This window comes from Kitasatospora sp. NPDC057965, assembly GCF_042887135.1.
In the GTDB taxonomy this organism is placed as follows: Bacteria; Actinomycetota; Actinomycetes; order Streptomycetales; family Streptomycetaceae; genus Kitasatospora.
This window is the reverse complement of the sequence record NZ_JBHVPZ010000034.1, coordinates 25189-41955: the sequence shown is the minus strand read 5'-3', so window position 1 is coordinate 41955 and position 16767 is coordinate 25189. Positions and strand designations below refer to the sequence as shown.

Here is a 16767-nt window from a genome sequence, read left to right as displayed (position 1 = left end):
GCCGCGGGTCAGTCCCCGCAACAGGCGCCGCCGGCCGGGGCGGCCAACGGGAGCGCCGCCGGGGCGCCGATCGACGGCAGGCCCAGCATCACGCCGGCCGGCTTGGCGGCGGGCTTGGCCTGGCGCTTCTCCCAGGCGTCGCCCGCCCGGGTGCGGCGCACCGCGAGCGCCGGGCCCTCGGCCAGCAGGTGGTGCGGGGCGGCGTAGGTGATCTCCACCGTGACCATGTCGCCCGGGCGGACCGGCTCGGCGGGCCGGGTGAAGTGCACCAGCCGGTTGTCCGGGGCGCGGCCGGAGAGCCGGTCGGTCCGGTCGTCCTTCTTGCCCTCGCCCTCGGCGACCAGGATCTCCAGGGTGCGGCCGACCTGCTTCTTGTTCTCCTCCCAGGAGATCTCCTCCTGGAGGGCGATCAGCCGGTCGTAGCGGGCCTGGACGACCGCCTTCGGGATCTGCTCGTCCATCTCGGCGGCCGGGGTGCCGGGGCGCTTGGAGTACTGGAAGGTGAAGGCGTTGGTGAAGCGGGCCTCGCGGACGACCTTCATGGTCTCCTCGAAGTCCTCCTCGGTCTCGCCCGGGAAGCCCACGATGATGTCGGTGGAGATGGCGGCGTCGGGCATCGCCTCGCGCACCTTGCGGATGATGCCGAGGAAACGCTCCTGCCGGTACGAGCGGCGCATCGCCTTGAGGACGCGGTCGGAGCCGGACTGCAGCGGCATGTGCAGCTGGTGCATCACGCTCGGGGTCTCGGCCATCGCGGCGATCACGTCGTCGGTGAAGTCGCGCGGGTGCGGCGAGGTGAAGCGGATCCGCTCCAGGCCCTCGACCTGCCCGGCGGCGCGCAGCAGCTTGGAGAAGGCCTCGCGGTCGCCCAGGTCGGAGCCGTAGGCGTTGACGTTCTGGCCGAGCAGGGTGACCTCGATGACGCCCTCGTCGACCAGCGCCTCGATCTCGGCGAGGACGTCGCCCGGGCGGCGGTCCTCCTCCTTGCCGCGCAGCGCGGGGACGATGCAGAAGGTGCAGGTGTTGTTGCAGCCGACCGAGATCGCGACCCAGGCGGCGTAGGCGGACTCGCGGCGGGTGGGCAGCGTGGAGGGGAAGGTCTCCAGCGACTCCAGGATCTCGACCTGGGCCTTGCGCTCGACCGCGGCGCGCTCCAGCAGGGCCGGCAGGTGGCCGATGTTGTGGGTGCCGAAGACCACGTCGACCCAGGGCGCCTTGCGGACGATGGTGTCGCGGTCCTTCTGCGCCAGGCAGCCGCCGACGGCGATCTGCATGCCCTGGTGACGGCTCTTGACCGGGGCCAGCTGGCCGAGGTTGCCGTACAGCTTGTTGTCGGCGTTCTCCCGCACCGCGCAGGTGTTGAACACCACCAGGTCGGGGTCGCCGTCCTGCCCCGCCTTGACGTACCCCGCGTCCTCCAGCAGCCCGGAGAGCCGCTCGGAGTCGTGGACGTTCATCTGGCAGCCGTACGTGACGACCTTGTAGCTCTTCGATCCGCTGTCACCGCTCACCCGACCAGGGTACGGGCAGCCGCGAACGACTTTTCCCTCCCGTTCCACCGATGCGCCTGGCACTATCCCTTCCATGGCTCCCGGCACTCCCTCCCGTCTGCGCGCCGCGGCCCGCCGGCCGCTCTGGCGGATCGTGCTGGCCCTGGTGCTGGTGCTCACCGGCCTGGGCGGCTGGTGGCTGTCGGCGGGCGGCTCGGCCCGCTACCCGCGCGGCACGACCAGGCTGGCCACCGGCGTCCAGCAGGGCGTCTACGACCGCTACGGGCAGCTGCTGGTCCCCCACCTCGCCGGGACCATGCCCGGAGTGCGGCTGGAGCTGGACAACTCCGAGGGCTCGCTCGACAACCTGGCCCGGGTCACCACCGGCCGGGACGACTTCGCCATCGCCACCGCCGACGCCGTGGCCCAGTACACCGGCCCCGGCCGGGAGAAGCTGCGGGCCATCGCCCGGCTCTACGACGACTACCTGCAGCTGATCGTGCCGGCCGGCTCCCCGGTGCTCCGCGCCGCCGACCTCAAGGGCCTGCGAGTGGGCGTCGGCCAGTCGCTCTCCGGCGTGAACCTGGTGACCCGCAGGCTGCTGGCGGCGGCCGGGCTGGATCCGGACCACGACGTCAAGCCGGCGTTCCTGGGCATCGGCGACGCGGCGAACGAGCTGCGGGCCGGAAGGCTGGACGCCTTCTTCTGGTCCGGCGGACTGCCGACCAGCGCGCTCACCACGCTGTCCGAGCAGGTCCGGATCCGGATCGTGCCGCTGGGCGACCTCGCCGAGTCGATCCACCTGGTCGAGGGCGGCGGAACGGACGCCTACCGGGCGGCCACCATGCCGAAGGGCACCTACCCCGACGCCGTACCGCAGGACGCGGTCGCCACCCTCGCCGTGCCCAACCTGCTGATCACCCGGGCCGACGTGAACGACGACCTGGTCCAGGGCATGACCCGGGCGGTGATCGACAGCCGCGACCAGATCGGCGCCCAGGTGCACGCCGCCCAGCTGGTCGACCTGCGCACGGCCGTCTACACCGACCCGCTCCCGCTCCACGAGGGCGCGGCCCGCTACTACCGCTCGGTGAAGCCCTGAGGCCCACCCACTACGGCTTCTTGCGGTCCGCCCGGGGCACCGCGAGGGTGACGGCGAGGCCGGACGGGGTGGCGGTGCCGAAGGTGAGCGAGCCGCCGGCGGCCTGGAGCAGGGTGCGGGCGATGGAGAGGCCGAGCCCCGATCCGTCCACGTTCTGGTGGCGGGTGCTGCGCCAGAAGCGGTCACCGGCCCGGGCCAGTTCCTCCTCGGTGAGGCCGGGGCCCTGGTCCGAGACGGTCACCGCGGCCTCCTCGCGCCGAGCCGCGACCAGCACCCGCACCCGGCTCCCCTCGGGACCGAACTTCAGCGCGTTGTCGAGCACCGCGTCCAGCGCGCTGCCGAAGCCGATCGGGTCGGCCAGGCCGAGGGCCAGCGCCGGCCCCTCCCAGGCCAGCTCGATCCCGCGCCGGCCGGCCAGCGGGCGCCAGGCGTCCACCCGCTCCAGGCTGAGCGCGGCCAGGTCGGTGGGCTCGGGTTCGGGGCGGGCGTGCTCGGCGGTGGCCAGCCCGAGCAGGTCGTCCAGCACCCGGGCCAGCCGGGCGCCCTCCTCGCGGACCCCGCCGAGCTCCTCCTCGTGCCCCTCCGGCAGTTCCAGGCCCAGCAGCTCGACCCGCAGCAGCAGCGCGGCCAGCGGATTGCGCAGCTGGTGCGAGGCATCGGCGACGAAGGCCTTCTGCTGGTCCAGGGCGAGCACCACGTGGTCGGCCATCTCGTTGAACGAGTGGGCGAGCCGCTGAAGCTCGGGCGGCCCGCCGCCGGGCGCCACCCGGGCGTTCATCCGGCCGGTGGCGATGTCGTGGGTGGCCCGGTCCAGGGTGCGGACCGGGCGCAGCACCCACTCGGTGAGCCGGGCGGCGAGCAGCACCGCGACGATCATCGCGGCGGCCTCCCCGGCCCCGATCACCAGCCACTTGCGCACCACCCGGCCGCGCAGCGCGCCGGTCGGGGACTCGCTGAGCACCACGGCGACCACGTCGCCGTCGCGGACCACCGGGGTGGCGACGGTGAGCGTGCGGTCCGGGGTCCACGGCCAGACCTGCCGCGGATTGTGGCTGCGCCGTCCGTCCAGCGCCTCCTGGAAGGCCTGCTCGCCCCAGACGGCGGGTATCCGCCAGCCCTCCGGGGCCACCGCGATCGGCAGGCGGTCACGCTGGAAGATGCCGATCCGCACCCCGTAGAGCTCGTGGTAGCGCGCCACCTCGGCGTCCAGCGCGTGCCGCCGGCTGAGTTCGCCGGGGGCGGGCTGCGGGTCGCCCTTGAGGGCCGACTCCAGGCCGGAGAGGCCGGAGGTCGGCAGGTCCTGGGCGAACCGCGCGGCGTCGTCGAGCCGGTCGACGACCACCCGGCTCTGCTCGGCGGCCGCGAACGCCGCCGCCAGCGGCAGTCCGAACGCGGCGAGCACGCAGAGCATCAGGGCGAGCAGGATGCCGAGCAGGCGGGTGCGCACGTGCGGTCAGCGCTCCGCGCGGGCCGGGGGCGGGGTGTCGGCGGCGGGGCACTCGGGTATCAGCCGGTAGCCGACGCCCCGGACGGCCTCGACCAGGCCGGGCAGGGCGAGCTTGGTGCGCAGCGAGCCGATGTGCACCTCCAGGGTGCGGCCGTTGCCCTCCCAGCCGCTGCGCCAGACCTCGCTGAAGATCTGCTCGCGGCGGTAGACCACGCCGGGGCTCTGGGCGAGCAGCGCCAGCAGGTCGAACTCCTTGCGGGTGAGCGGCACGTCCCGGCCGTCGACGCTGACCCGGCGCCGCTCGCGGTCGATCACGATGCCGCGGGACTCCAGCGGGCCGCGCTGCTGCGGGACGGCGTCCGGCGCGGGCACGGCGACGGCGGCGGGTGCGGCGCCGCGGCGGGCCACCGCGTGGATCCGGGCGAGCAGCTCGCCCATGTCGTAGGGCTTGGTGACGTAGTCGTCGGCACCGAGGTTGAGGCCGTGGATCCGGGAGCGTATGTCGGCGCGGGCGGTCACCATGATCACCGGCACGCCGCTGCCGGCCCGGATCCGGCTGCAGACCTCGAAGCCGTCCCGGTCGGGCAGGCCGAGGTCGAGCAGCACCACCCGGTAGGGGTCGTTGCCGTCCGGCACCAGGGCGTCCAGCGCCTCGTGGCCGCTGCGCGCGTGCCGGACCTGGAATCCGTGCCGGCCCAGGACCGCGACCAGCGCGGCGGCCACGCGTTCGTCGTCCTCGACGAGCAGCAGTCGCATCTGTCTCCTTCCTCTCCCGGACGGTGCTCCGGGGGTCTCTCGCGCGGCCGTCCCGCGGTCGCGCCGGCTCCCCCTGCCGGGCAGGCCCCGGTTCTGCGCAGTATGGGCCAGGGACGGCCCGGACGCCAGGCTCGGCCGGGGACGGGGGCGGGGGCTCCGGCCCGTGCCGGTACCCCGCCGGGGTTCCGCGACGAGGCCCGCCGCGGCCGCGGACGCTGCCACTGTGCCCGGATCGGCCCTCGGTGAACAGCACCCGCCGATCGTGTGGCCGGATCGTGATCCTCAAGTTCCGCTCAGATCGGCTGACGTGGCATCGTCAGGCCTCCTATGGTCGCCCCACCGAGGGCCGCGACTCCGCCGGTCGCGGCCCCCGGATTCCTATCACCATTGCCACCCAAGGGAGTTCACTCCCGGGGGGCCGACCAGAGGGAGCCGGCGCGATGACCACGAGCCTCGACAAGGACTCCCACGCCGACGCCGCTCCGCTGGTCGTCCTGCGCAACGTGAACAAGCACTTCGGTGCGCTGCACGTGCTCCAGGACATCGACCTGGAGATCCACCAGGGCGAGGTGGTCGTCCTGATCGGCCCGTCCGGCTCCGGCAAGTCCACGCTGTGCCGGACGATCAACCGGCTGGAGACCGTCGACTCCGGAACGATCACCATCGACGGCCGCCCGCTGCCCGCCGAGGGCCGGGAGCTGGCCCGGCTGCGGGCCGAGGTCGGCATGGTGTTCCAGAGCTTCAACCTCTTCGCGCACAAGACCGTGCTGGAGAACGTGGTCCTCGGCCAGGTGAAGGTCCGCGGCATCGCCAAGGACAAGGCGGTGGCGACCGCCAAGGAGCTCCTGGACCGGGTCGGTGTCGGCGCCCAGGCCGCGAAGTACCCCGCCCAGCTGTCCGGCGGCCAGCAGCAGCGCGTGGCGATCGCCCGGGCGCTGGCGATGAACCCGAAGGTGATGCTCTTCGACGAGCCCACCTCGGCGCTCGACCCCGAGATGATCAACGAGGTGCTGGAGGTCATGCGCCGGCTGGCCGCCGACGGCATGACGATGGTGGTCGTCACCCACGAGATGGGCTTCGCCCGCTCCGCCGCCAACCGGGTGCTGTTCATGGCCGACGGCCGGATCGTCGAGCAGAACACCCCGGAGGCCTTCTTCACCGCGCCGCGCTCCGACCGCGCCAAGGACTTCCTCTCCAAGATCCTGCACCACTGATCCCCCGGGCCGGTCCCCGGCCGCGGCGGCAAGGGCGCCGCCGTACACCCGTGTGCCCGTCCGCCCGTCCGTTCCCCCTGCCTTCACCACAGCCTTCGCCGCAGCCCGGTTGACCCGTGGCCCAGCCCGAGGAGACCCTCATGAGGACCCGTCGCACCTTCGCCGTCGCGCTCTGTGCCGTCGCGCTCACCGCCACCGCCGCCTGCGGCAAGGACGGCACGCCCGGCGGCAGTGCCTCGTCCGGTGGCACCGCCGCCCCGGCGCTGCCGACCTACACCGTGAAGACCGACGTCAAGGTGGACTCGCCGGTCCTGGCCGAGGCCAAGAAGCGCGGCCAGCTGATCATCGGCGCCAAGGCCGACCAGCCGTTCCTCGGCTGGGAGGACCTCGCCAGCAACGACCGCAGCGGCTTCGACATCGAGATCGCCAAGATGGTCGCCGCCGACCTCGGCTTCACCCCGCAGCAGATCAAGTGGCAGACCCTGGTCTCCTCGCAGCGCGAGCCGGCCATCTCCAAGGGCCAGATCGACTTCTACGTCGGCACCTACAGCATCAACGACGAGCGCAAGAAGACCGTCTCCTTCGCCGGCCCGTACTACGTCGCCGGCCAGGACCTGCTGGTCAAGGCCGACAACACCGCGATCACCGGCCCGGACTCGCTCAACGGCAAGAACGTCTGCACCGCCACCGGCTCGACCTCGATCAAGAACATCGAGAAGTACTCGCCGAAGATCACCCAGTTCGACACCTACTCGGCCTGCGTCGAGAAGCTGACCTCGGGCGAGGTCGACGCGGTCACCACCGACGACGCCATCCTCAAGGGCTACGCCTCCAAGTACGCGCCCAAGCTCAAGGTCGTCGGCCGGCCCTTCACCAAGGAGAACTACGGCGTCGGCCTGAACAAGGACGACAAGGCGCTGCGTGACGCGATCAACGACGCGCTCAAGGCCCACCAGGACAACGGCGACTGGAAGAAGGCCTACGACGCCACCCTCGGCCTCTCCGGCTCCACCGCGCCGCAGCCGCCGGCCCTCGACCGCTACTGATCCGCCCGCTCCCGGGTCGACGGACCCCCGAGACCAACCCCTGAGAGGAGGGCCGCCGGATGGGCTTCCTGTTCGAGGACGGCAACTTCGCGCTGTTCCGCGACGGCTTCCTGCAGACGATCGAGCTGAGCGCGCTCAGCGCGCTGCTCGCCCTGCTGCTGGGCACCCTGCTGGCGGCCTTCCGGGTCTCCCCGATCCCGGTCCTGCGCGCCTTCGGCACAGGCTGGGTCACGCTCTTCCGCAACACCCCGCTGACCGTGCTGTTCTTCGCCGTGACCTTCGGCCTGCCCCCGCTCGGCGTGCACTTCAGCCACCTCGTCTTCGCGGTGCTGGCGCTCGGAAGCTACACCGCGGCGTTCGTCTGCGAGGTGCTGCGCTCCGGCATCAACACGGTGCCGCTCGGTCAGGCGGAGGCCGCCCGCAGCCTCGGCATGACCTTCGGACAGACCCTCACCCAGGTCGTCCTGCCGCAGGCGGCCCGGACCGTGCTGGCGCCGATGAGCAGCGTCTTCATCGCCCTGCCGAGGAACTCGGCGATCGCCGGCGCGTTCAGCGTCAGCGAGCTGTACAGCGCTCAGCAGACCTTCTCCGAGCGCGGCTACTCGATCTTCGCGATCTTCTTCTGGGTGGCCTGCGCCTATCTGGTGATCAGCGCGACCGTCGCCCTGCTGTTCCGCTTCCTGGAAGACCGACTGGCGGTGGCCCGATGAGTTCGCTGTTCACCCGCTCGACCACGGCCGGCGTCCTCTACGACGCCCCCGGCCCGCGGGCCCGCGCCCGCTACCGGATCCTCGGCGTGCTGTCGCTGCTCGGGATCGCCGGGCTGCTCTGGTACGTCTTCAGCACGCTCAGCGACAACGGCCAGTTCGACGCCGAGCTCTGGGACGCCTTCCAGTACACGGCCATCCAGCAGCGGATCGTCGACGGCCTGGTCTCCACCCTCCAGGCCTTCGGACTGGCGGCCGTCCTCTCGCTCGCCCTCGGCGCGCTGCTGGCGGCCGGTCAGCTCTCCGACCACCGGCCGGTGCGCTGGGCGGCGGTCTCCTTCGTCCAGTTCTTCCGGGCGATGCCGCTGCTGATCCTGATCGTCGCCCTCTACTACGCGTTCTTCGCCAAGCAGCCGATGTGGGCGCTGGTCCTCGGCCTCACCCTCTACAACGGCTCGGTCCAGGCGGAGATCATCCGCAGCGGCGTCAACGCGGTCCCGCGCGGCCAGGGCGAGGCGGCGTACGCGCTCGGCCTGCGCAAGACCCAGGTGATGACCACCATCCTGGTCCCGCAGGCGGTCCGCTCGATGCTGCCCTCGATGATCGGCCAGCTGGTCGTGACGCTCAAGGACACCTCGCTCGGCTTCGTCATCACCTACCACGAGCTGCTCTTCGTCGGTAAGGCCATCGCCAGCCAGCCGCTGAACGCCGCGGGCTTCCCCTACATCCCCGTCGTCCTGGTGATCGGTCCCCTGTACATCGCGATGTGCCTGCTGCTCACCGCGCTCGCCCGGTGGATCGAGGCACGTGGACGAGGCGGCGCGAACCGGCGCACTTCACCTGCTGCTTGACGGACACGCAGGTGAACTGTTGCATTGCTGTTCGTGACACCACCCGGGAGCAAGCACGCGGCATATGACGGCAGCCTGAGAGCCGACCCGGGCTCCGAGATCCACGGCACCCGTCCGTGCCCGGAGGGACCGGCATGGACCCGGTGATCGTGGTCGGGGCCGGGCCGGTCGGCCTCGCCCTGGCCCTCGCGCTCGCCCGGCACGAGGTGCCGACCGTCGTCCTCGACGAGGGCTCCGGGCTCTGCCCCGAGAGCCCGCGCAGCGTCGTCCTCGGCGCCGACACCGCCGCCTTCCTGGCCCGGATCGGCTACCCCCGGGCCGTCGCCGACGCCGCCCGCTGGGACGCCTTCACCGTCTGGCGCCGCCGCCAGGAGGTGCTCCGGATCGACCTCGCCGACGCGCCCGTCCTGCACCTGCCCCAGCACCGGCTGCAGCGCGGACTGCAGGACGCCCTCAGCGGCACCCCGCTGGTCAGGCTGGTGCCGCTCAGCCGGGTCACCGGGCTCGACCAGGACCGCGACGGCGTCAGCGTGCTCACCCGCAACCCCAAGGACGGCACCGAGACCCGGTGGCGCGGCAGCCACCTGGTCGGCTGCGACGGCGCCCGCTCGGCGGTCCGCAAACTGCTGAAGATCCGTTTCCCCGGCCGGCCCGCCGTCGACCGCAGCGCCGTCGCCACCGTCCGGGTCGACCTGCCGTTCACCGAGGCCCGGCTGCACCGCGAGCCGCCGTGGCGCGGTGACCGCGAGGCCACCGCCCGCCCGCTGCCGCACGGCGTCTGGCGGCTCGACTGGCGGCTGCCCCCGGGCCGGCCGGCGGTCACCGAGCCGGTCGACCCGCACGCCACCTGGCCCGGCATCGTCACCGGCGACACCCTGCTCACCCGGGTCACCGCCACCCTCACCGGCTGGTGCGGGGAGCTGCCGCGGTTCGACCTGCTCGCCGCCGCCGACCACACCGCCCAGCAGCGACTGGCCGCCCGGTTCCGCAGCGGCCGCTGCTTCCTGGCCGGCGACGCCGCCCATCTGCACGGCGCCCTCGGCATGCAGAACCTGACCGACGGCCTGCGCGACGCCGACAACCTCGCCTGGCGGCTCGCCCTCGCCTGGCACTTCCACTCCGGCGGCCCGCAGCCCGGCGGCTCCCTGCTCGACGGCTACGAGGCCGAGCGGCGCGGCGCGGTGGGCGCCCGGCTGCGCGCCGTCGACCAGTCCATGCCGCTGCTGCGCCCGCTGCGCGGCTGGGCGCAGACCCGGCGCTCGCTGTTCACCGGCTCCTTCCGCAAGCATGCGCCGCTGCTCGCCGACGGCCACCTCGGCACCGGACGGTTCGGCGGCGCCCCGGCGTACCCGGCCGCCCCCTCCGGCGGGCCCGGGCGGGTGCCGGTCCAGCGCGGGACGCGCAGCGCCACCTCGCTCAGCGAACTGCTGCCCGCCACCGCGCCCGGCGTGCTCGTCCCGGACCTGCCGGTGCTGGCCACCGACGGCACCCCGGACCAGCTGCACGCCCGGCTCGGCGCGGGCTTCCTGCTGCTGCTGGTCGCACCCGGCACCGCCGTCTGGTCCGCGGAGCACTGGCTGGGCGCGGGGCTGATGCCCCGGCTGGCCGAGGTCGCGGCCGCGCTGCCGGTTCCGGCCGAGGTCCTGGTCACCGAGGCCTACCCCGGCGCCGGCCCGCACACCGTGCTGCTGATCCGGCCCGACGGCCACCTGGTCGGCGTGACCCAGGGCGCGGACGCCGAGGACCTCCAGGCGCTGGCCGACCGGGCCCGCGGCGGACCGGCCTCGCTGACCGGCGGGCCCGAGCCGGAGCCCCCGGCCGCCCGGTCGGCCGGCCGGCCGGCGGACGCCCAGGGCGCCGACGCTCCGTAGGGACCGGAGCGTCGCAGGGACGGATGCGCCGCCGGGGCGGAGCCGCTTAGCGGGCCACCTCGGTGACCCGGCTCTCCCGGACCACCGTGACCCGGATCTGGCCCGGATAGGTCAGCTCCTCGGCGACCTGCTTGGCGACCTCGCGGGCGATCACCTGCGCCCCGAGGTCGTCCACCACCTCCGGGCGGACCATCACCCGGACCTCCCGGCCGGCCTGCATCGCGTAGACGTCGGCCACGCCGTCGTGCGCCCGGGCGATCTCCTCCAGCCGCTCCAGCCTGCGCACGTACGCCTCCAGCGACTCCTTGCGCGCGCCCGGCCGGCCGCCCGAGCAGGCGTCGGCGGCCTGCACCAGCACCGCCTCCACGGTCCGCGGCTCCACCTCGCCGTGGTGCGCGGCGATCGCGTGCACCACGTCCGCCGACTCGTCGTGCCGCCGGGCGAAGTCCGCGCCGACCGCCGCGTGGCTGCCCTCGACCTCGTGGGTCAGCGCCTTGCCGATGTCGTGCAGCAGCGCCGCGCGCCGCACCGGCTCCGGGTCCACCCCGAGCTCGGCGGCCATCATCCCGGCCAGGTGCGCCGACTCCACCAGGTGCCCGAGCACGTTCTGTCCGTAGGAGGCCCGGTAGCGCAGGGTGCCCAGGGTGCGGACCAGCTCCGGGTGCATGCCGCCGACCCGGACGGCGAGCAGCGCGTCCTCGCCGGCCCGCACGCAGCGGCGTTCGACCTCTTCGCGGCTGCGGGCGTGGACGTGCTCGATCCGCAGCGGGTGGATCCGGCCGTCCTCGACCAGCTGTTCCAGGGTGAGCCGGGCGGTCTCCCGGCGGACCGGGTCGAAGCAGGAGAGCTGCACCACCGCCGGGGTGTCATCGATGATCAGATTGACGCCGGTGACGGCCTCGAAGGTCTTGATGTTGCGGCCCTCGCGCCCGATCACCCGGCCCTTCATCTCCTCGGTGGGCAGCCGGAACACCGACACCGCGGTCTCGGCGGTCTGCTCGGCCGCCAGGCGCTGGATCGCCCCGGCCACGATGCCCCGGGCCCGCTGCTCACCCTCCTCGCGGGCGGCGCGCTCGATCTCCCGGACGGTGACCGCCGCCTCCCGGCGGGCCTGCGCCTCGGCCTCGCGGACGACTTCGGCGCGGGCCTGCGCCGCGGAGAGCCCGGCGGTCCGTTCCAACTCGGCCGCCCGGTGCCGGACCAGCTCCTCCGCCTCGACCCTGGAACGCTTCACCTCGGCCGTCCGCTCGGCCAGTTCGCCCTCGCGGGCCCGCAGCCGGTCCAGCTCCCCGGCCAACCACTCCTCGCGCCGGTCGAGTTCGGCGCGCAGCCGGTCCGCCTGCCGCTCGGCCTGCCGCCGTGCCCGCTCGGTCTCGGCGGCGGCCCGGCGCTGCGCGCCGCGGAACCGCCGGGCCAGCAGCCAGGCCGTCACCAGGGCCGCCAGCACGGCCACCGCCAGCAGGGAGGCGGCCGATCCGGCGCTCACCGCGGTCCTCATGCTGCCCACTCCCCGTCCCGCCGCGGCACGCCGCCCGGGACCGTCGCGCGACCGGCCCGGAACCACCCGGTCGCGGGCGCGGCCGGGAGCGCGGCCGGGGGTGGCCGAGGGATGATCGACGTGCTCCCGCACTGAGTGCGAGGCTAGGCGCGGGTTACGAAACGGTCAAGACTGGCCAGGCAGTTGACCAACCCTCGGGTAACCCCGGGTGGCCCGGGCCTCAGTCCTCGTACGCCGTGTCCCCGTACGCCCCGTCCCACTCCCCGGCGCCGCTCTCCTCCTCGTCCAGCGCCTCCCGGACGACCCGGAAGGCCAGCCCTTCGGAGTAGCCGCGCCGGGCGAGCATGCCGACCAGCCGGCGGGTGCGGGTCTGTCGCTCCAGGCCCCGGGTGGTCCGCAGCCGGCGCTCGACCAGGGCGCGGGCCGCCTCGGTCTCGTCGTCCGGGTCGAGCTGGGCGAGGGCCTGCTCGGCGAGCTCGCCGGTGACCCCCTTGGTCCGCAGCTCCTGGGCCAGCGCTCGCCGGGACAGGCCGCGCACGCTGTGCCGGGACTCCACCCAGGCCCGGGCGAAGGCCGCGTCGTCGATCAGCCCGACCTCCTCCAGCCGGGTCAGCACCTCCTCGGCGACCTCGTCCGGGATCTCCCGCTTGCGCAGGGCGTCGGCGAGCTGCTTGCGCGTCTTGGCCGCGCCGGTGAGCAGCCGCAGGCAGATGTCCCGGGCCCGGGACTCGGGATCGGCCGGCTCCTCGGCCCGGCCGCGCCGTACCCCTCCGCCGGACCGCTCGTCCGCGCCCGCACCGCCGTCGTCGCCGCCTCCGGCACCCTCCCCGGTCCCGGCTCGCCGGGTACGGCCGGAGCGCCGCCTCGGCCGTTCCGCGGGGAACGCCGGGGCGGGGGCGGCCGCACCCCCGTGACCGGCCGCCCCCGCTCCGGCGCCCCCGTCGGCCCCCTCGCCCTCACCGGCCGACCGACCGGGGGGCTGCTCCGCGACCAGCGCCGAGCGGCGCCGACGCCGTCCGGCCGGCAGCTCGGAGGCGGAGACGAGCCCGAGCTCGCCGGCGTCCGCCGGGCGCCCCGCAGGCCGCCGCGCGGACCGGACGCGCCCCGCCGCGCGCTCGGGCGCGGGCTCCGGAGCGGGTTCCGGTTCGGCCACGGCCGCGAACCAGTCCGGCGGCCCGTAGTCGTCGTCCTCCGGGCCGGTCGGCCCACTGTGCTGCGTCAACGGCTCAGGCCTTGGCGGCCGCCGCCGTCTTCTTCGCCGCGGCCGTCTTGGCGGCGGTCGCGGTGATCGGCTTGGCCGCGCCCTCGGCGGCACCCGCCGCCTCGGTCCCGGCCGGCTCCTCGACCTTCGGGCCGATGCCCAGCTTGCCCTTGATCTTGCGCTCGATCTCGTCGGCCAGCTGCGGGTTGTCCCGCAGGAAGTTGCGGGCGTTCTCCTTGCCCTGGCCGAGCTGGTCGCCCTCGTAGGTGTACCAGGCGCCCGACTTGCGGATGAAGCCGTGCTCGACGCCCATGTCGATCAGGCCGCCCTCGCGGCTGATGCCCACGCCGTAGAGGATGTCGAACTCGGCCTGCTTGAACGGCGCGGCGACCTTGTTCTTGACGACCTTGACGCGGGTGCGGTTGCCGACCGCCTCGGTCCCGTCCTTCAGGGTCTCGATCCGGCGGATGTCCAGACGCACCGAGGCGTAGAACTTCAGCGCCCGGCCACCGGTCGTGGTCTCCGGCGAGCCGAACATCACGCCGATCTTCTCGCGCAGCTGGTTGATGAAGATCGCGGTGGTGTTCGACTGGTTCAGCGCACCGGCGATCTTCCGCAGCGCCTGGCTCATCAGACGGGCCTGCAGACCGACGTGCGAGTCGCCCATCTCGCCCTCGATCTCCGCGCGCGGGACCAGCGCCGCCACGGAGTCGATGATCACCAGGTCGATCGCGCCGGAGCGGATCAGCATGTCGGTGATCTCCAGGGCCTGCTCACCGGTGTCCGGCTGGCTGACCAGCAGGGCGTCGGTGTCCACGCCGAGCTTCTTGGCGTACTCCGGGTCGAGCGCGTGCTCCGCGTCGACGAAGGCGACCGTGCCACCGGCCTTCTGGGCGTTGGCCGCCAGGTGCAGGGTCAGCGTGGTCTTTCCGGAGGACTCGGGGCCGTAGATCTCGATCACTCGGCCGCGCGGGATGCCGCCGACCCCGAGGGCGACGTCCAGGGCGGTGGACCCGGTGGAGATCACCTCGACGGGCTCGTTGGCCTTCTCGCCGAGGCGCATCACCGAGCCCTTGCCGAACTGCCGCTCGATCTGGGCGAGCGCCGTCTCAAGGGCCTTCTCGCGGTCCGTACCTGCCATGGCTTCCACCCTCGGGTTCTGTGCTGTGCGCTTCATCGTCCTCGACGCTAGCGCGTCCCACCGACAATCGGCTCCGACCGGGCTCAGCCTGGGGAGAACTCTGCGCCGGAGAGTACAAAGAACAAGTGTTCGAATCAAGCCGGGGCCGTTCGAGCCGTCGGTCCGGCCCCGGCTCCGGGCCCCGTTCCGGCCCGCGCTCCGGATCCGTTCGAGCCCGTTCGAGCCCTATCGCCGCTCCGTCCCCCCGGCGTCGCCGGAGTCCCGGGAGTCCGCGCCGACCATCCGGCGCAGCCTGCGCGCCGCCTCCCGGCGCAGCTCCCGCCGCTGCCGGCGCTGCTCGCCGCGGTCGATCCGCGGGTCGGTCACCTCGTACCGCCGCACGTACGTGCCGACGAAGCCCTGCAGGGTGGCCGCCGCCGGGATGGCGATCAGCGCGCCGACCCCGCCCAGCAGCGCCGCGCCCGCGATCACCGCGCCGAACGCCACCGCCGGGTGCACGTCGACCGTCTTCGCGGTGATCCGCGGGTGCAGCAGGTAGTTCTCGATCTGCTGGTAGACCGTCACGAAGACCAGCACCCACAGCGCGTCCATCGGCTGGTCGGTGGTGAGCGCCACCAGGACCGGCAGCGCCCCCGCCAGATAGGTGCCGATGGTCGGCACGAACTGCGACATGACGCCGACCCAGACCGCCTGCGCCGCCGCGTACGGCAGGTCCAGCAGTGCGAACATCACCCAGTGCGCGAGCGCCGACGCGACCGCGAGCAGGGCCCGGGAGTAGAGGTAGCCGCCGGTCTTGGCCAGCGCGATCTCCCAGGCACGCAGCACCTCGGCCTGCTTGGCGGGCGGCAGCATCGAGCAGACGGTCCGCCGCACCCGGGGGCCGTCGGCGGTGAAGTAGAAGGTGAACAGGCCGACCGTGAACGCCTGGAACAGTCCGCCGATCAGGGTCGAGGAGACGCCCCAGACGTTGTCCGCGGCCTGCTGCGCGTAGCTCTCGATCGCGCCGGAGTCCTTGAGCAGCTTCTTCTGCAGCTCGTCCAGCGAGAGGTCCTGGTGGAAGGTGCTGTTGATCCAGGTGATCAGGTTGTCGAGCAGGTGCGGGAGGTCGCTCGCGATCTTCGCCACCTGGTCGACCAGCAGGGTGCCGAGCGCGGTCAGGAAGCCGCCGACTGCGATCGCCACCGCGACGAAGACCAGGAAGGTACCCACCCCGCGGCGCACCCCGCGCGCGGCCATCCGGTCCACCGCCGGCTCCAGCGCCAGCGACAGGAAGAAGGAGACCAGCAGCATCACGAAGAGGTCGATCAGCTCGTGGAAGGCCCAGTCGGCGAGCTGGAAGAGCCCGACCATGACCAGCGCCAGCACCATCGCCCGGGGCAGCCACCGCGGCATCCCGGAACCCCAGAGGCCGTCCCCCGCGGTGCGGGCCGGGGCCGGCCCGGAGGGCGGGGAGGCGGGCGTAGGGCCCGCGACCTCGTCGACGACCTGCGCCGACCTGTCCGAATTCTGCTGTTCTGCACTGCTTGCCACCCGCACAGTCTGACCCATGACCGACGTGTGTTCGAGCATCGGACGCCGACCGCGGGCGGTGTCCGGGACCGGACCGGGTCAGCGGAGCACCGGGGAGACGCCCTGGGTGTCGCAGACCACCCGCCAGACGTCCTTGGCCTCCCAGCCCGCCTCCAGCGCCTGGCGGACCGTCCGCCCGCCGAGCTCGCTCATCACGTGGTCGCTCGCGAAGGACTCCGCGTACGCCTCGCCGAAGTGCTCGTACATCCGCCGCCAGAACTCCGTCAGCCTCATGCCCACCAGTATCCCGGACCGCCGGGCGGCCCCGCCGACCCTCCTACGGGTGCCAGTCGGCCGCGGTCAGGGCGTACTCGACCTCGCCGTGCTCGCTGCCCGGGATCGCCTCCGGGTAGTCCTCGTGGAAGGTCCGCACGTACGAGAGGCCGGCCTTCTCCATCACCCGCCGCGAGCCGCGGTTGACCGCCATGGTGTACGCCACCACCCGTTCCACGCCGAGCCCGGTGAAGCCCCGGCGGATCAGCGCCCGGGCGCCCTCGGTGGCGTAGCCCCGCCCCCAGGCCGGGCGGCGCAGCCGGTAGCCCAGCTCGACCTCGGTGCGGCCGTCCAGCGGCCGGAACTCGAACCAGCCGAGGAAGGCCCCGCCCTCCCGTTCCTCGGCGGCCCACCAGCCGAGGTCGCCGTGGCGGCGGTAGTGCTCGAAGTAGAGCGGGAGCAGTGCGGACTCGACCACCTCCCGCGGGGTGGGCCGCCCGCCGGTGAGGTAGCGGGTGACCTCCGGGTCGGAGTCCAGTTCGACCAGCGCGTCCACGTCGGCGGCGGTGAAGCGGCGCAGCACCAGCCGCTCGGTGGTGAGGAAGACGTCCATCCCCCGATCGTCGCCCGTCCGCCCCGGGCCGTCACCCGGTTTTCCGGG

15 protein-coding genes are annotated in these 16767 nt (G+C 73.5%); 6 read left to right on the top strand and 9 right to left on the bottom strand.

Going from position 1 to position 16767, the window contains the following annotated elements:
• Positions 1 to 8 precede the first annotated feature (8 nt).
• A complete protein-coding gene (gene miaB, locus ACFVVU_RS32740) occupies positions 9 to 1511 on the bottom strand; it encodes a tRNA (N6-isopentenyl adenosine(37)-C2)-methylthiotransferase MiaB (RefSeq protein WP_380683097.1) in 1503 nt (500 codons plus the stop codon).
• 73 nt (positions 1512 to 1584) lie between these two features.
• Between miaB and ACFVVU_RS32735 the strand changes: the two genes are divergently transcribed.
• Entirely contained in the window at positions 1585 to 2592 is a 1008-nt protein-coding gene (locus ACFVVU_RS32735) for a TAXI family TRAP transporter solute-binding subunit (protein WP_380683098.1), read from the top strand.
• Between the two features lie 10 nt (positions 2593 to 2602).
• On the opposite strand, the gene ACFVVU_RS32730 is transcribed toward ACFVVU_RS32735, so the two are convergent.
• Positions 2603 to 4039, bottom strand: a complete 1437-nt coding sequence (locus ACFVVU_RS32730) for a sensor histidine kinase (RefSeq protein WP_380683099.1) — start codon at positions 4037 to 4039, stop codon at positions 2603 to 2605.
• Between the two features lie 6 nt (positions 4040 to 4045).
• Positions 4046 to 4795, bottom strand: coding sequence for a response regulator transcription factor (locus tag ACFVVU_RS32725; RefSeq protein ID WP_380683100.1), 750 nt, complete (start codon positions 4793 to 4795; stop codon positions 4046 to 4048).
• A 440-nt stretch (positions 4796 to 5235) separates the two neighbouring features.
• On the opposite strand from ACFVVU_RS32725, the gene ACFVVU_RS32720 reads away from it, so the two are divergent.
• The 5 genes from ACFVVU_RS32720 (at position 5236) to ACFVVU_RS32700 (ending at position 10484) form a co-directional block, all read left to right on the top strand.
• A complete protein-coding gene (locus tag ACFVVU_RS32720; protein WP_380683102.1) occupies positions 5236 to 6009 on the top strand; it encodes an amino acid ABC transporter ATP-binding protein in 774 nt (257 codons plus the stop codon).
• A 140-nt stretch (positions 6010 to 6149) separates the two neighbouring features.
• On the top strand, positions 6150 to 7055 hold the full coding sequence (locus tag ACFVVU_RS32715) for a glutamate ABC transporter substrate-binding protein (RefSeq protein WP_387793756.1): 906 nt from the start codon (positions 6150 to 6152) through the stop codon (positions 7053 to 7055).
• 59 nt (positions 7056 to 7114) lie between these two features.
• A complete protein-coding gene (locus tag ACFVVU_RS32710) occupies positions 7115 to 7765 on the top strand; it encodes an amino acid ABC transporter permease (RefSeq protein WP_380683104.1) in 651 nt (216 codons plus the stop codon).
• A complete protein-coding gene (locus ACFVVU_RS32705) occupies positions 7762 to 8613 on the top strand; it encodes an amino acid ABC transporter permease (protein WP_387793755.1) in 852 nt (283 codons plus the stop codon). Before ACFVVU_RS32710 ends, ACFVVU_RS32705 begins: the two co-directional genes overlap by 4 nt.
• Before the next feature lie 134 nt (positions 8614 to 8747).
• Entirely contained in the window at positions 8748 to 10484 is a 1737-nt protein-coding gene (locus ACFVVU_RS32700) for an FAD-dependent monooxygenase (protein ID WP_380715408.1), read from the top strand.
• 46 nt (positions 10485 to 10530) lie between these two features.
• On the opposite strand, the gene rny is transcribed toward ACFVVU_RS32700, so the two are convergent.
• From rny to ACFVVU_RS32670, 6 genes are all read right to left on the bottom strand, one after another.
• On the bottom strand, positions 10531 to 11982 hold the full coding sequence (gene rny, locus ACFVVU_RS32695) for a ribonuclease Y (protein WP_380689944.1): 1452 nt from the start codon (positions 11980 to 11982) through the stop codon (positions 10531 to 10533).
• A gap of 220 nt (positions 11983 to 12202) precedes the next feature.
• Complete coding sequence (gene recX, locus ACFVVU_RS32690) at positions 12203 to 13204, bottom strand: recombination regulator RecX (protein WP_387793754.1); 1002 nt, start codon at positions 13202 to 13204, stop codon at positions 12203 to 12205.
• Positions 13205 to 13208: 4 nt separating this feature from the next.
• Complete coding sequence (recA, locus tag ACFVVU_RS32685) at positions 13209 to 14324, bottom strand: recombinase RecA (RefSeq protein WP_380685276.1); 1116 nt, start codon at positions 14322 to 14324, stop codon at positions 13209 to 13211.
• A gap of 225 nt (positions 14325 to 14549) precedes the next feature.
• Positions 14550 to 15854 carry an AI-2E family transporter gene (locus ACFVVU_RS32680; RefSeq protein WP_380685278.1) on the bottom strand — a complete coding sequence of 435 codons (1305 nt, stop codon included), beginning with the start codon at positions 15852 to 15854 and terminating at the stop codon, positions 14550 to 14552.
• Between the two features lie 78 nt (positions 15855 to 15932).
• Positions 15933 to 16127, bottom strand: coding sequence for a DUF3046 domain-containing protein (locus ACFVVU_RS32675; protein WP_380685280.1), 195 nt, complete (start codon positions 16125 to 16127; stop codon positions 15933 to 15935).
• Positions 16128 to 16170: 43 nt separating this feature from the next.
• Entirely contained in the window at positions 16171 to 16719 is a 549-nt protein-coding gene (locus ACFVVU_RS32670; RefSeq protein WP_380685282.1) for a GNAT family N-acetyltransferase, read from the bottom strand.
• Between the last annotated feature and the right edge of the window lie 48 nt (positions 16720 to 16767).